13 protein-coding genes are annotated in these 13,531 nt (G+C 44.5%); 8 read left to right on the top strand and 5 right to left on the bottom strand.

Annotated elements, in window-relative coordinates; translation table 11 throughout:
• Nucleotides 1-628: 628 nt before the first annotated feature.
• From NST94_RS11040 to fetB, 4 genes are all read left to right on the top strand, one after another.
• On the top strand, nt 629-1,378 hold the full coding sequence (locus tag NST94_RS11040) for a GTP pyrophosphokinase family protein (protein WP_076130330.1): 750 nt from the start codon (nt 629-631) through the stop codon (nt 1,376-1,378).
• A 157-nt stretch (nt 1,379-1,535) separates the two neighbouring features.
• The gene (locus tag NST94_RS11045) at nt 1,536-3,161 is read left to right on the top strand and encodes a glycoside hydrolase family 9 protein (RefSeq protein WP_076303030.1); all 1,626 of its coding nucleotides are present in this window, start codon (nt 1,536-1,538) and stop codon (nt 3,159-3,161) included.
• A 122-nt stretch (nt 3,162-3,283) separates the two neighbouring features.
• Entirely contained in the window at nt 3,284-4,033 is a 750-nt protein-coding gene (locus NST94_RS11050) for an ATP-binding cassette domain-containing protein (protein ID WP_179089454.1), read from the top strand.
• Entirely contained in the window at nt 4,030-4,791 is a 762-nt protein-coding gene (fetB, locus tag NST94_RS11055; RefSeq protein ID WP_076187012.1) for an iron export ABC transporter permease subunit FetB, read from the top strand. Before NST94_RS11050 ends, fetB begins: the two co-directional genes overlap by 4 nt.
• 2 nt (nt 4,792-4,793) lie before the next feature.
• Here fetB and NST94_RS11060 read toward each other — a convergent pair whose 3' ends face one another.
• The gene (locus NST94_RS11060) at nt 4,794-5,063 is read right to left on the bottom strand and encodes an excalibur calcium-binding domain-containing protein (protein WP_076187014.1); all 270 of its coding nucleotides are present in this window, start codon (nt 5,061-5,063) and stop codon (nt 4,794-4,796) included.
• Nucleotides 5,064-5,270: 207 nt separating this feature from the next.
• On the opposite strand from NST94_RS11060, the gene NST94_RS11065 reads away from it, so the two are divergent.
• Nucleotides 5,271-5,771: a hypothetical protein gene (locus NST94_RS11065; RefSeq protein WP_179089453.1), complete on the top strand. Its 501-nt coding sequence runs from the start codon at nt 5,271-5,273 to the stop codon at nt 5,769-5,771.
• A 354-nt stretch (nt 5,772-6,125) separates the two neighbouring features.
• On the opposite strand, the gene NST94_RS11070 is transcribed toward NST94_RS11065, so the two are convergent.
• The 3 genes from NST94_RS11070 to NST94_RS11080 all read right to left on the bottom strand — a co-directional run bounded on the left by NST94_RS11070 (nt 6,126) and on the right by NST94_RS11080 (nt 8,997).
• Complete coding sequence (locus NST94_RS11070) at nt 6,126-7,052, bottom strand: IS3 family transposase (protein ID WP_143766422.1); 927 nt, start codon at nt 7,050-7,052, stop codon at nt 6,126-6,128.
• A complete protein-coding gene (locus NST94_RS11075; RefSeq protein ID WP_076301905.1) occupies nt 7,001-7,318 on the bottom strand; it encodes a transposase in 318 nt (105 codons plus the stop codon). Before NST94_RS11075 ends, NST94_RS11070 begins: the two co-directional genes overlap by 52 nt.
• Nucleotides 7,319-8,139: 821 nt before the next feature.
• Nucleotides 8,140-8,997, bottom strand: a complete 858-nt coding sequence (locus NST94_RS11080) for an alpha/beta hydrolase (RefSeq protein ID WP_076187335.1) — start codon at nt 8,995-8,997, stop codon at nt 8,140-8,142.
• Nucleotides 8,998-9,168: 171 nt separating this feature from the next.
• Between NST94_RS11080 and NST94_RS11085 the strand changes: the two genes are divergently transcribed.
• Nucleotides 9,169-10,005: a cupin domain-containing protein gene (locus tag NST94_RS11085; protein ID WP_081383448.1), complete on the top strand. Its 837-nt coding sequence runs from the start codon at nt 9,169-9,171 to the stop codon at nt 10,003-10,005.
• Between the two features lie 51 nt (nt 10,006-10,056).
• Here NST94_RS11085 and NST94_RS11090 read toward each other — a convergent pair whose 3' ends face one another.
• Nucleotides 10,057-11,052 carry an acryloyl-CoA reductase gene (locus NST94_RS11090; RefSeq protein WP_076187339.1) on the bottom strand — a complete coding sequence of 332 codons (996 nt, stop codon included), beginning with the start codon at nt 11,050-11,052 and terminating at the stop codon, nt 10,057-10,059.
• 172 nt (nt 11,053-11,224) lie between these two features.
• Here NST94_RS11090 and NST94_RS11095 point away from each other — a divergent pair, with 172 nt between their 5' ends.
• A complete protein-coding gene (locus NST94_RS11095) occupies nt 11,225-11,767 on the top strand; it encodes a hypothetical protein (protein ID WP_339281961.1) in 543 nt (180 codons plus the stop codon).
• A 322-nt stretch (nt 11,768-12,089) separates the two neighbouring features.
• Nucleotides 12,090-13,508, top strand: coding sequence for an NAD-dependent malic enzyme (locus tag NST94_RS11100; protein WP_076130640.1), 1,419 nt, complete (start codon nt 12,090-12,092; stop codon nt 13,506-13,508).
• Nucleotides 13,509-13,531: the final 23 nt, after the last annotated feature.

Here is a 13,531-nt window from a genome sequence, read left to right on the forward strand (position 1 = left end):
GTAGACTGTGTTCCTGGACGTAAACCAACCGACATCAGGCATTAGTTTCTGCATGACCTTTACCGCTCGGACTCAGATGACCTTATTTCTCCATTTCGAACGTTTTAGGCGAGCTATCGGACTATATTGCAGCTATATACTCATAACCACACCGATTCAGCACTGTTACATGGTGATAAGAGCTATACGGTCCGATACTTCTGTAAAAATGACCAAAAAGCGCAAATAGCTGCAATACGGTCCGTAACATATTGAGGGTCTTTGGCTAGTTTGGTTATTTGGGTTACTTTAGTTTCTTGGGCATCATGGGTTTGGTTCTTAGGTTTATCTCCGTTTGAGCAGGGTTTCGGACTCCAGTGACGTTATTTCTTATGAAGAGGTTCATATTTTGTGTTTTTTTTGCCAATAGCGATTATGGAGTCCGATAGCATCCCGATTATGGGATTATACTGTGTATAAGGTCAACTGGGTCCTATAGCGACTTCGCAAGCGGATTCACGGCGCAAAAGGTACGTAATCAAACGAAGTGTAGGTTTGGATTATGGCTACATTACCGCTGAATTTGAAATTCACTAGTGGATTGGCTATGATAAATATAGAGAAACGCTACAAGAGGAGAAATGAGATAATGACCCCCGAGAATCAAATCGAACAATTTAAGAAGCTTAAGCACGATATCACTCGTTTCATGTTAATTTATAAATTTGCATTGGATGAGATGGAAACGAAGATTGAGATCCTAAAACAGGAGTTTCAGTCTCTGCATGATTACAGCCCAATTGAACATACCAAATCGCGTATTAAGTCTCCAGAAAGTATCATGAACAAGATGCTGCGCAAAAATGGTGAATTATCGCTGGATTCAGTGAAAAATTGTATTAAAGACATCGCTGGTCTGCGGATCACCTGTTCTTTTATCTCTGATATCTATCATGTTAGTGAGATGCTTCAGAAGCAGGATGATCTAACGGTCCTTGAGGTAAAGGATTATATTAAGAACCCTAAACCTAACGGATATCAGAGTCTTCACTTGCTGATTCAAGTCCCTGTTTTTATGTCCGATCGTCAGGAGCTTGTCTGTGTAGAAGTTCAAATTCGTACCATTGCTATGGATTTCTGGGCAAGCCTCGAACATAAAATCTTTTATAAATATAATAAATCAGTACCTGAGAGTATGACTCGTGAACTGAAAAATGCGGCGGATGCCGCTCATGCCCTTGATCTGCAAATGGAGCGTCTGCACCGGGATATAAAGGAAATTAAAGACGATGATGAAGATGATCTTAGCTCCTTCGAGGAAGAGCTTCGCCGTATAGTGGTTCATAATAAGCAGTTCACACTTCCAGCTAACTTTATTAAATTGCTTGACGACAAATAAGCTGTTTTGTCCGCCTAGAGTTATCCGTTTCCTTTCGGGTGACTCTAGGTTTTTTTCTTGTATACATCATTGCCATAGATAACTAGAATAGAGTATTCTCAACTAGAAGAGAATGGTTACTTTAGCTTCATCATTTTTACATAAAAGGAGAATGAAGATGAGCGAGCGTACACTTCGCACCATTACTGTGAATCAAATCGGATATCCGCTGGATGGACAAAAGATCGCAGTATTTACAGGTACTGAGCATGATTTTCAGGTAGTTGATGTTGATAGTGGGACTATTGTGTTCAAAGGTAGTTCAGATGCTGGAAGATTTGATAAAGCCAGTGGAGTAACTTTGCACACAGGTGATTTCTCGGAGGTCAATACTGAGGGAAGATATCGGATTGAGCAGAGCGAGGGTGTAGCTTCGGCATCCTTTACAATCTCAGATCAGCCTTATCATGAGCTTCAACAGGGCTTGCTGAAAGCTTTCTATTATTATCGCTGTGGCGTTGAGTTGACTGAAGAATATGCTGGAGATTGGAAGCACAAGGCGTGCCATACTGCAAAAGGGATTGTATATGGGCAACCGGATCTTCAACTAGACTGTTCGGGTGGCTGGCATGATGCAGGTGATTATGGAAAATATAGCGGTCCCGGTGCGAAAGCTATCGCGGATATGCTGCTTGCCTATGAATTATATCCCTCGGCTTTTGTAAGCGCTATCCCATTGCCTGAAAGTGATGGATCTACGCCAGATGTGCTGCTGGAATGCAAGGTGGAGCTCGATTGGTTGTTTAAAATGCAAGACTCCGCAACAGGTGGTGTATACCATAAATTGACTACGTTAAGCTTTCCTGGTCTGGATGTTATGCCTGAGGACGATACAGCAGATCTGTACTTCTCACCAATATCTGCTACTGCAACTGGGGATTTTGCTGGTGTTATGGCTATGGCTGCAAGAGTGTACAAGCCTTTTGATGCTGCTTATGCGCGGAAATGTCTGGATGCTGCGGGGGCAGCATGGGAATGGCTTGTACAGCATCCAGATGTACCCGGTTTTACGAATCCGCCTGAGATTAGCACTGGAGAATACGGGGATGGAGTCGATAAGGACGAGCGGTATTGGGCAGCGGCGGAGCTGTATCGTACGACAGGGAAAGAGGAATATCATCAAGCTGTTCTGCAGCTAGTGCAGCTGGCTTTTCCAAAATACAGTTTAGGCTGGGGTGATATGGGGGGCTATGGCACTATTGCTTATCTGTTAAATGGTGAGGAGCAAGCAGACCGTGCTTTATATGCCTCGTTAAAAGAAGGGCTTGTTGCTGAGGCACAACGATTAGCGGAACAGAGTCGTGAGGAGGGCTATAGGATCTCCTTAAAAGAGGAGGACTATATCTGGGGCAGCAATATGCTAGTAATGAACAATGCAATGCTGCTGCTGGCGGCTGAATATTTTAGTGGAGACTCCGGTTTTGCGGACTGTGCCTTAGATCATCTACATTATCTGATGGGGCGTAACGTTCTGGATATCAGCTATGTTACCGGGTTTGGGGATCATGCCGTGATGAATCCGCATCATCGCCCTTCTGTAGGTGACCATGTGGCTGATCCGGTGCCGGGATTGGTGTCAGGGGGGCCAGATCGTGGGCTGCATGATGAATACGTAGTTGAGCATTTACAAGGAAAACCAGCTGCGCAGTGCTTTGTCGATCATGAGCTTAGCTATTCTACGAATGAAGTGACGATCTATTGGAATTCACCTGCGGTGTTTGTTGTGGCCCGTTTTAATCAATAAAATGCAATAGTTCGAATAGGGAAAGACGTCCTGAAACTGGATGTCTTTCTCTTTTTTATAGCTGAAATGCTATAATACTAGACGGTATGCTATTTTAGCGGATGGTATTAGGAGGTAGGGGATTGAGTAGTATTTTTGAGATTCAGAGACTTGCAAAACTTAATTGGAAAAGTAACGACCAAACTTCGAAATATCTTTTCTCGGAGATCTCCGCAGACATAGCTGAATCGGACCGCATCGCATTGATTGGTGCCTCTGGCCAAGGGAAAAGTACACTCCTTAGAATCCTGGCTCTCTTGGATGCTCCGGATGAGGGAGATATGTTGGTAAATGGGACTTCATATAAAAGTATGGATGCGAGATTATGGAGGATGAAAATAGGGTTTGTAGCACAACAAGCGGTCATGCTGTCTGGCAGTGTGGAGGATAATTTAAGAACTGTCAGCAGACTGCATGACAAACCTTATGATCTTAAACTAGTGCAGCGACTAATTGGGCAATTGGGGCTGGAGCATTTGGATTTAAGCAAAAAAGCGGCAGATTGTTCGGGTGGTGAAAAGCAGCGGATTTCTTTAATTCGATCCTTGCTGCTCCGACCTACGGTATTATTGCTCGATGAAATCACCGCTTCGCTCGATGTTAACAGCACTCAAATGGTTGAGAAGCTACTAGAGGATTGGCATAAGGAAGAAGGCACTTCGATGATTTGGGTCACTCATGATCTTAAGCAGGCGAGCAGAATAAGCACAACTACATGGTTTATGGGAAAAGGCAGGTTGGAACAGCATGTGAGCGAGTCTTTTTTTGCTGAATCTGCGGAAGAATTGGCTAAAAGGTTCGTTCGGCCTTCGGAAGGAGCGTCGTTGTTATGAGTTATACAGCACTAAGTTTCACGCTTCTGTTTGTATTAGGGACAATGTTGGTCTCCGTGTGGCAAAAGCTCGGACTGGAAAAAGATATCATTGTAGGCACAGTGCGGTCGGCCATTCAATTGCTTGCGGTGGGGTATGTGCTGCAATTTATTTTTAAATCGGATCAGGTCATTTATGTAATTGTGATAATACTCTTTATGATCAGTGTAGCCGCATGGAATGCAGCCAAAAGAGGCAAAGGCTTGCGCGGATTAGTCTGGAGAATTGGACTGGCGATTGCTACTATGGAACTGCTCATGATGGGCATTCTGCTCAGCTTACATATCATTGAGGCTACGCCACAATATATCATTCCGATTAGCGGCATGACCATTGGCAGTGCTATGGTGGTTTCAGGGTTGTTCATTAACCATATCAAGCATGAAATTCAGCAGAGCAAAGGGGAGATTGAAACGTTGTTGTCTCTTGGAGCAACGGTCCCACAGGCGGTCCAGGAAGTTAGAAAAAGATCTGTAAAATTCAGCATGATTCCTACCATCGACGGTATGAAGACGGTTGGGCTTGTTCAACTTCCTGGAATGATGACCGGAATGATCATCGCGGGCGCTGATCCTGTAGTAGCTGTTCGTTATCAGATATTAATTGTGTTCTCGTTCACTGCCTCTGCTGCCATAACGAGTATGCTGCTCAGTGTACTGAGCTACCGACTCTTTTTCACGCCGGATCTAAGACTCAAGCAAATAGTGGAGCAAGGCTAAGCCTATTTCTCACAAGCGATTCCGTCTTTGTCACGGTCGCTTTTTTTATTGGCATTATAGAGTTCTTTCGATACGTAGGGTTTGTATTTCGTTTTGCCGCCTTTGTTCTTGGTTGAGCTGGAAATGGCAACTCCACCTTTGTAATCTTTGTTTAGCTCCGTGCAGTTTTTGTAGGTTTTGACCTTGGATTCTGCGCTAGCTGTATTCAAGGTAGCGACGGATAGAGTGAGTAGCAGGCCTGCTGCTAGACAAATGTTTAAGATTTTTTTCATGGGAACACTCCTATAAAAATCTAATGGAATTAATGATTGTGTAGTATCGTTGTATTTTATATTACCAGTTTAATTCATTGAGGTATACATTATTGGTGGATTTGGAAACAGTGTACATATTTATGAGTGAAGTGGGGGAATAATTAGATTCAATTCACATGTAGTGAACAGGCTACGAATGAGGTGATTCTAATTAGCAAAATGAAAATGGCGACTGCCCTAATTGCGGGATTGTTGCTTCTGCCGGGAATGGCTATGGGTGCATCAGCTCCCGTTACTATGACTCACGTTAATGGAGAACTGTTATCGGCTATGCCCAAGCCAGCTCCGGAGTCTAGGCGCATTATATTACCTTCTGCAATTCAAGCATCAGAGCTATACGGGTTCGGATTACAGCATCGGAATGCCTCGATTCAGTATTCGATCTTCTCTAAAGATTTCAAAAAGATTATGTATCCGCGGTTTGTCGAACTAAACTGGGTGACGGGTGTCTCCAGCCCTTGGATCACGAACTACGAGGTCACTAAAGAAACGATAATTAACAAGAACTCAGAGGTCATAGAAATGCGTTTGGATACTGCGACTTCAAGTGGACCAGCACCTTCTATACTTTTGACAATCTCACTTGTGCAAGAGAAGAATAGCTGGGTGATTAACGGAGTGACATCGGACCCCGAGCTGCCGCGTGGCGGATTGCCTAGGAAGTAGGTTGGTTATGGATAGGAAAAAGAGCAAGCGTAGTAGGGGGTTCCCATACGCTTGCTCTTTTTTTGATTCGAAAGCACATCGTTCAGTCCACGTGGTCTGTTTTTCTACAAATGATCAGTGACAATGTTCAGCCCAGAGTGGCAATGCCAACTCAGCGTCACAAATCATCAGTGACAATGTTCGGCCCAGAGTGACAATACCAACTTAGCGTCACAAATCATCAGCCTACGTTGCTGATTACTTAAGAGACAGCGCTTCAGACATCGTTACGGACCGTATTGCAGCTATTTTGGCATTATGATCGTTCTGGCGAGAGTTTCGGACTGTATGGACCTCTGTCAAGAAAGTGGACAGTCACGCAACAGACATTCTAGTCAATTGCTCAGCAAAACGAACTGGAGAAAGATACCCCAGCGCGCCATGCATTCGCTTGCGGTTATAGTAAAACTCAATATATTGAAAAAGTGTCTGGTAGGCTTGCTCCTTAGTTTTGAATCGCGGATTACAATAAATGAGCTCCTTTTTCAAAATGCTGTGCCACGACTCGATACAGGCGTTATCATAACAGTTACCTCTGCGGCTCATGCTGGACTCCATGCCATACGCTTTCAACTGCTTCGTGTATTCATGAGAAGTATATTGAGAACCTCTATCGGAGTGATGTAATAGACCCTTTTCCGGTTGTTTAGCTTCGTAGGCATCTTGTAAAGCGCCCGAAATCAAGCTAGTTTCCATATGGTTCTCCAAACGCCACCCCACGATTTCGCGCGTGCAAAGGTCCATCACACTAGCCAGGTACAAGCGCCCTCCCCGGCAAGGAATGTACGTAATGTCGGTAACCCATACTGAATTGGGTTTGCGTATTTTAAATTGCTGGTTCAGCGTATTCGGGGCAATCGGATGGTCATGATTGGAGTCAGTGGTCTGTACCCGATACGTTTTGGAGACAATGGAGCGAAGTTTCATATGTCGCATGTACACACTCACCGTGCGTTCGGTAACGGTATAACCTTCTTGATGTAACAGGCGGGTGATCTTCGGACTCCCATACCGCTTTTGATGGTCTGTAAAATGATACTGAATTCGCTTCATTATCGCAGCCTTACGAAGCATATGCGTACTGGTTTTTTCTGTCCGCCACTTGTAGTACCCGCTCCGTGACACATGTAGGGTCATGCACATCTTCTCCAAGAGAAACTCGGAGCGATGTTTTTCAATAAACTGGAATCTCAGTTCCTTGGTTTGCTGAAGATGTGCACTGCTTTTTTTACGATCGCTAATTCCTCTTCCACATCGGCAATCTTGTTATCTTTTTCTTGAAGTTGACGGCTCATTTCTTTCAACTGTGCCTCGAGTTCCCGTACTCGATCCATGCTAGCCGCCGGTTCATTCTTTAGTTCTCGATACTGGCTCATCCATTGATGCAGGGTACTTTTTGGGATGTTGAGCTCTTCCGCCAAGTCGCCCACTGTCTTTGTTTGCTCTTGAATGAACTGCACTGTCTGTTTTTTAAATTCTTCGTTATACCGTTGTCGATGTTCTCCCATGTGAACACACCTCCGTGGACTCATTATCGCCAGTCTGTTAACTACTGTCCACTTTTTATTCTAGCTTCAGTATGGCTCTTATTCCCCTAAAATCACGCATTATAGGAGTACATTTGGGCGAATAGCTGCATCTGAGTCCGATAGCAAGGCTAAATCGCCGAAATTATGAAAATAAGAGCTCCTCGGTCCGATCACCGCCAAACTCTAGTGTATTTAGAGTCGTAATGTTCAGTTCAGCGTGGAAGACCAAATCAGAGTGACAATGCCAGCTCAAAGTAGCAAGGCTATCTCAGAGAGACAGTGCAGCTCAAAGTGGCAAGGCTAACTCAGCGTGGTAATGTTCAGCTCAGAGTGGCAAGGCCAGCTCAGCGTGGTAATGTTCAGCCCAGAGTGACAATGCCTGCTCAGCGTCACAAATCATCAGCCTAAGTTGGTGATTAATTAAGAAACCTCGCTTCACAGATCGTTACGGACCGTATTGCAGCTATTTTGGCATTATGATCGTTCTGGCGAGAGTTTCGGACTGTATGGCTCTTATTCCCCTGAAATCACGCAATATAGGAGTACATTTGGGTGAATAGCTGCATCTGAGTCCGATAGCACGGCTAAATCGCCGGAATTATGAAAATAAGGGCTCCTCGGTCCGATCCCCGCCAAGCTCTAGCGTATTTAGAGTCGCAAAGTTCAACCCAGAGTGGAAGGCCAACTCAGCATCACAAAGCCCAGCTTGCATTACAGAGTGTAGCATACGTCACCAGCTCAGCGCCAAAAACCCCAGCTCAAGCCACAACAGCTACCTAGATTATCCAGCTGTTAAGCGACTAATCTCTTCCCGCCTTCACCATTAATTCCGCCAGCATTTTGGGTTCGGTTCGAACGGTGGTCATGTGATCTCCTTTGCCCTCGATGAAGCGGAAGACGCCTAAATGACTGGATTGTGTAGGGTGGAATCCGTATGGACCTTGCGGTATCGCGGTGTCCTCCGTTAGATAAAGGTAACTTTTAGGGATCTGGAGACTGTAAAATTTCTTGAGATCAAGCTTTTCGAAAAGTGGACTTGCTGGCTCAGGAGGAGCTTGTTTATAAAAAGCTTGCGCTTCCGCAAGACTGGCGGTGTTGACGAATGTATCCCGGAAAAGAGGGAAAGGGAGCGTTATGGTGTTATTGCCGGAAGTATCTCTCAGCTGTTCAAAGTACTTCAGCGAATCAGCTGGAAATTGGTCCGCCACACTTTGCCCATCCAGCGGTACGAAGGCGTCGAAGAATACCAGACGTTTGATCCGATCCGGTACTTCCTGAGAGACGGTTTGGATCACCGAACCACCAAAGCTATGTCCGAGCAGAATGATATCCTTTAAGTCTTTTTGCTTGATATAGTCGACAACAGACTGTGTGATTTGCGCATGCGTTACATTATTGTTTTTGTCCCCGCCATGTCCGGCATATTCCGGAGTATAGACGGTGTGTCCTAAGCTGCGAAGTGCGGCGGCCGTTTGATCCCAAAAACCAGCAGTAGCCCAAGACCCATGAACTAGAACGAATGTAAGAGGCGCCTGTTTCGCTGCTGTTTTGTTATTGGCGGCCTCAACTGTGGAGCTAAGATTCATAGGGTGGAAACCCATAATTGTAAAGACAGTGATACATAAAGCTAACACTATTTTTGTGCGAATCGATTTCATACTGTGCCTCCTATGTGGGGTGAGAGTGTAATACTTAGAGGATGCCCCGTTTAGAAAAGAAAGATGAATTTTTATCAGGAGTAGTGAATCTCCGCACCTAGGCATAGGCAAACGCATATCTTGTGTTTAGGGAAAGCAAAAATTTATAGCAACAGAAAGGTAGGAAAAAAAGTGACTTCATACATGGACTATACGTCCCCCAATACAGAGTTTACTTTTGATGTGAACACTAATACACTTTTTAAAAAAGATGCCAACAACTTCATTAACTTGCTGTCGGTTAAACAATTGAATACGCTCGAGAACATATCACTGCTGGATATTTTTCTTAGCAAATCAAATGTGGTTGAACCTCATTATCATCAAAATGCTGCAGAGCTTGTATATTGTATCTGCGGTTCAGCGGTAGTGTCTTTAATCAATCCGTTCACAAATGAACTTCTGCATTTTCCGATTTGTCCGGGTCAAGTGGCAAATGTGCCGCAAGGCTGGTGGCATTATGAGATAGCTACTGTCGATAATACACATTTACTCGCGATTTTTGACGCACCTATTCCTGAGGTTATCTTAGGTTCGGATATTCTTAGCAAAACCCCGGCAAATGTATTAGCCCATACTTACTGCTTAAATGAAGCTAAGGTAAAAGAAGCTTTAGCTCCAATCAAGCCTGGAACCTTCATCGGCCCTCCTGCTGACTGCTGCGAAGAAGATAAAGTAATGGGCAGCAGCAATATGGCTCCTAATATGGCCCCTAATATGGCTCCAAATATGCAAGCCAATGTTAAACCAAATATGCATCCTAATATGCAGCCAAATATGAATCCATACGCTCATATGCAGGCACAACCCATCCCGATATCTTCACAAATGCCTCCAGCTACACAAGCCTTTAATTATCAGCCATACCCGATGCAAGGGTACTATACGCAGGGTTATGATCAGCATTATCGCCAACAACCCTATGTACAGCAGCAGCCGCATTACCAATATCCGAATAACCAAGAGTAAACTAAAAAAACCTCCCGGAACTCTAGATTCCGGGAGGTTTCGTTGTTAAACCTAGGATAAACGGACAAGTACTCTTCCTCTAAGGTTTCCTTGTAGAATATCTTCCAATGCTTGCGGTAGCTCGGTTAACGTGACTTCACGATCCACGAGGTTCTCCAGCTGACTTGGCTTCAGATCGCTCGCCATCCGTTTCCAAGCCTTCTGGCGAAGGTCTGCAGGACATTCAACGGAATCTATGCCGAGAAGGTTAACACCCCGAAGAATGAACGGAAGTACTGTAGTTGGAACTGAAGTGCCTCCGGTTAAGCCACTTGCAGCTACAGAACCTCTGTAGGTGATTTTACTCAAAACTGCGGCAAGGGTGTCACCACCCACCGAATCTACTGCGCCTTGCCATAATTGTTTGTCCAAGGGTTTGCTGGCGCCGCCAATGACCTCTTCACGTGAAATCACGTCTTCGGCTCCTATACCTCTAAGGTAATCGGTAGCTTCGGCGTTACCTGTGCTTGCCACTACGCTATACCCTTTTGCGCCAAGCATGGCAATAGCAGATCCACCTACACCGCCGGTAGCGCCTGTTACAAGTACTTTGCCTTTGTCCGGGGAAACGTCATGATCTTCCAGGGCCAGTATGGATAAGGCGGCTGTCAGTCCTGCAGTACCGTAGATCATAGCTTCTTTAAGCGTCAGGCCTTCGGGAAGAGGAGTGATCCAACCTGCGGGAATACGAGCGTATTCGCTAAAGCCACCAAAGTGTGATACGCCAACACCATATCCTGTCGCAATGACTTGCTGCCCTTTATGAAACCGTTCGTCTGTGGAAGATACCACAATACCGGATAAATCTATCCCTGGAATAAAGGGATATGTTCTTAGAATTTTACCGTTTGGAATACTGGCTAAACCATCTTTATAGTTTACACTGGAGTAAGCAACCTTAATTACAACCTCTCCAGCTGGCAGATCCTCTAGGGTAACCGGTTTAACAGCTACGGAGAAGGATGATTCTGTTTTGTCGACAACTAACGCTTGAAATGATTCTGTCATAAGTGTGAGCTCCTTCAACTACGTTATAGGTAAGACATGTATATAATATTTATTCTGCCCGGTCAACTAGTGATTGTCTATGATATAGCGCAATTGTTTATTAAGGTTCCGTTAAATCACGTGATAGAGGGTGAAGCTTATGAAATGGAAAAATTTAAGGGTTACAGTCTTAGTGGGTATCACATTAGTCTCACTTGGTTTTAATGGATATTCTTTTTATAACAAGCCACCAAAAGAGACTAACCCAACTACCAAGGAGCTAGTTCAAACTATAGGTGAGATTTCAATCCAATCTAACTCTGAGAGCGGAGTGCAGGGTGAGAGTGTGGAGGAACTGAAAAAAATTATTTATAAGTTACCGCAAGTGGAGAAAAAATTAGCTTTTATAAAGGGCGTTATCACAGAAGGGAATACGGTTTATCTGGATCTGGATGAGGTGGAATGGTTCGGTGGAGAGGCGGCAGAAATTGCAGCTAAAGAAGATGGTGTACTAGAACCCGAATCATTGCCTAATGGATTCTATATCCGAAACGCAAGCGAAGAAATTAAGCGGGTTAAGCTGGAGCCTGATGTAACTATAGCTGAACTAAACGGGGCGAGACATCAGCAAGTGGACTATACGAGTTTTATTAGCGAAGAGCTAATGGATAGATTATTCCATCTGACATTTGTAGAAGGTAAGGTTGTTTTGCTAGAAGAGCAGTACAGACCTTAGTGAAGGAGAACAACTAGAAAGGGTTAGTGGAGAAAAGGAATCGGCAGGATGCTCTACAGCATGCAGAAAAGGTAATGAAGAGTAGAAGAGCTTACGGTTGTTTATGCTTACATACACTTAAGATTATGATGAATTTTATTTTTATGGGAAAAATGGCTCTGTGCCCGTAGCTGTCATACCTGATGTATTTGGGTCGGGTGCGGATGGGAATACTGTAAGAAGAAAAATTTTTCGTTGATCTAGTTAATAGGCGGAAGATATGTTTAAATGGGAAAGTATAGTATTTTTTAAATAATAGGATTGAAGAAAGAGAGGCTAATTCATGTCGATTGCGACTACAATGATTATCAGGCTCGAAATTCGGAAATCGGTTGCATCTTTTGGCGATGTTGCTTCAGGAATTGCCGCAGCTGGCGGAGATATTGTTGCTATTGACGTGATACGTGCAGGGAAGGATGTCACTACCCGAGATATAACAGTGAATGTGCAAGACGCAGCTAATGGAGATATTATCTCAATATTATCGAAGATGCCGGGAATTAAAATAATCAACGTGTCGGATCGGACCTTTCTGGCTCATCTTGGCGGAAAAATTGAAATCACACCTAAAATGCCGATTAAAAATCGGGAGGATTTATCCTTAGTGTATACGCCGGGGGTAGCCCGAGTATGTACGGCGATTGCTGAAGATCCCAGAAAAGCTTATTCTCTGACGATGAAAAGAAATACAGTTGCAGTCGTTTCGGACGGCACTGCTGTGCTTGGACTAGGGGATATCGGCCCGGAAGCAGCTATGCCTGTCATGGAAGGTAAGGCGATGCTGTTTAAGCAATTGGCGAACATTGATGCTTTTCCGCTGTGCTTAAATACCAAAGATCCGGATGAAATTATCAATATCGTAAAAGCAGTTTCTCCTGGCTTTGGAGGGATAAACTTAGAGGATATAAGCTCGCCACGCTGCTTTGAAATCGAACGCCGGCTTGCGGAAGAGCTGGACATTCCGGTATTTCATGATGATCAGCATGGAACATCCGTGGTGGCTTTTGCAGGACTTTTGAATGCGCTTAAAGTTGTAAATAAATCTATTGAAAATGCACGGATTGTTGTTGTGGGTATTGGGGCGGCTGGGGTGTCCATATGTAATCTGCTGCTGGCAGCGGGCGCGCGTTATATTTATGCGGTTGATCGTGAAGGCGTTCTCAGAAAAGATCTCCAGTATGATAATCCGGAATGGCAGAAGCTTGCTGCCGCAACCAATCCTGAGGGAATTGAGGGTGGAATAACGGAGGTTATACGAGGGGCAGATGTCTTTATTGGGGTGTCCCGTGGGGGGATTCTAACCGTGGATCATCTCAAAAGCATGGCCAGTGATAACATCGTTTTTGCGATGGCTAATCCTACACCGGAGATTGAACCGGATTTGGCAGAACCTTTTGTTCGTGTCCTAGCGACAGGCAGAAGTGATTATCCGAACCAGATCAACAATGTGTTATGTTTTCCGGGTATTTTCCGTGGCGCACTTGATTGCCGGGCTAGAACTGTGAATCTCGAAATGAAGCTGGCTGCGGCAAAAGCCATTGCATCGGTCGTTCATCCGGATGAACTCAATGAGCAATATATCATCCCAAGTATTTTTAACGAAAAAGTAGTTGAACAGGTCCGCCTGGCAGTAATCCAAGCAGCTATATCCACGGATGCAGCACGCCGGATTCCTAAAGACGTAGCAGCTATAACGGAATAAGATCTATACGATAAATGGACTGC

The sequence above is a fragment of the Paenibacillus sp. FSL H8-0282 genome (genome assembly GCF_037963825.1).
Taxonomy (GTDB): domain Bacteria; phylum Bacillota; class Bacilli; order Paenibacillales; family Paenibacillaceae; genus Paenibacillus_AQ; species Paenibacillus_AQ odorifer.

Excerpts from the sequence above, each read along its gene's own strand:
- NST94_RS11045 (WP_076303030.1), top strand. The coding sequence starts at position 1,536 with ATGAGCGAGCGTACACTTCGCACCATTACTGTGAATCAAATCGGATAT.
- NST94_RS11080 (WP_076187335.1), bottom strand. The coding sequence starts at position 8,997 with ATGAAATCGATTCGCACAAAAATAGTGTTAGCTTTATGTATCACTGTC.
- NST94_RS11090 (WP_076187339.1), bottom strand. The coding sequence starts at position 11,052 with ATGACAGAATCATTTCAAGCGTTAGTTGTCGACAAAACAGAATCATCC.
- NST94_RS11060 (WP_076187014.1), bottom strand. The coding sequence starts at position 5,063 with ATGAAAAAAATCTTAAACATTTGTCTAGCAGCAGGCCTGCTACTCACT.
- NST94_RS11100 (WP_076130640.1), top strand. The coding sequence starts at position 12,090 with ATGTCGATTGCGACTACAATGATTATCAGGCTCGAAATTCGGAAATCG.
- fetB (WP_076187012.1), top strand. The coding sequence starts at position 4,030 with ATGAGTTATACAGCACTAAGTTTCACGCTTCTGTTTGTATTAGGGACA.
- NST94_RS11075 (WP_076301905.1), bottom strand. The coding sequence starts at position 7,318 with ATGGGAGAACATCGACAACGGTATAACGAAGAATTTAAAAAACAGACA.
- NST94_RS11065 (WP_179089453.1), top strand. The coding sequence starts at position 5,271 with ATGGCGACTGCCCTAATTGCGGGATTGTTGCTTCTGCCGGGAATGGCT.
- NST94_RS11040 (WP_076130330.1), top strand. The coding sequence starts at position 629 with ATGACCCCCGAGAATCAAATCGAACAATTTAAGAAGCTTAAGCACGAT.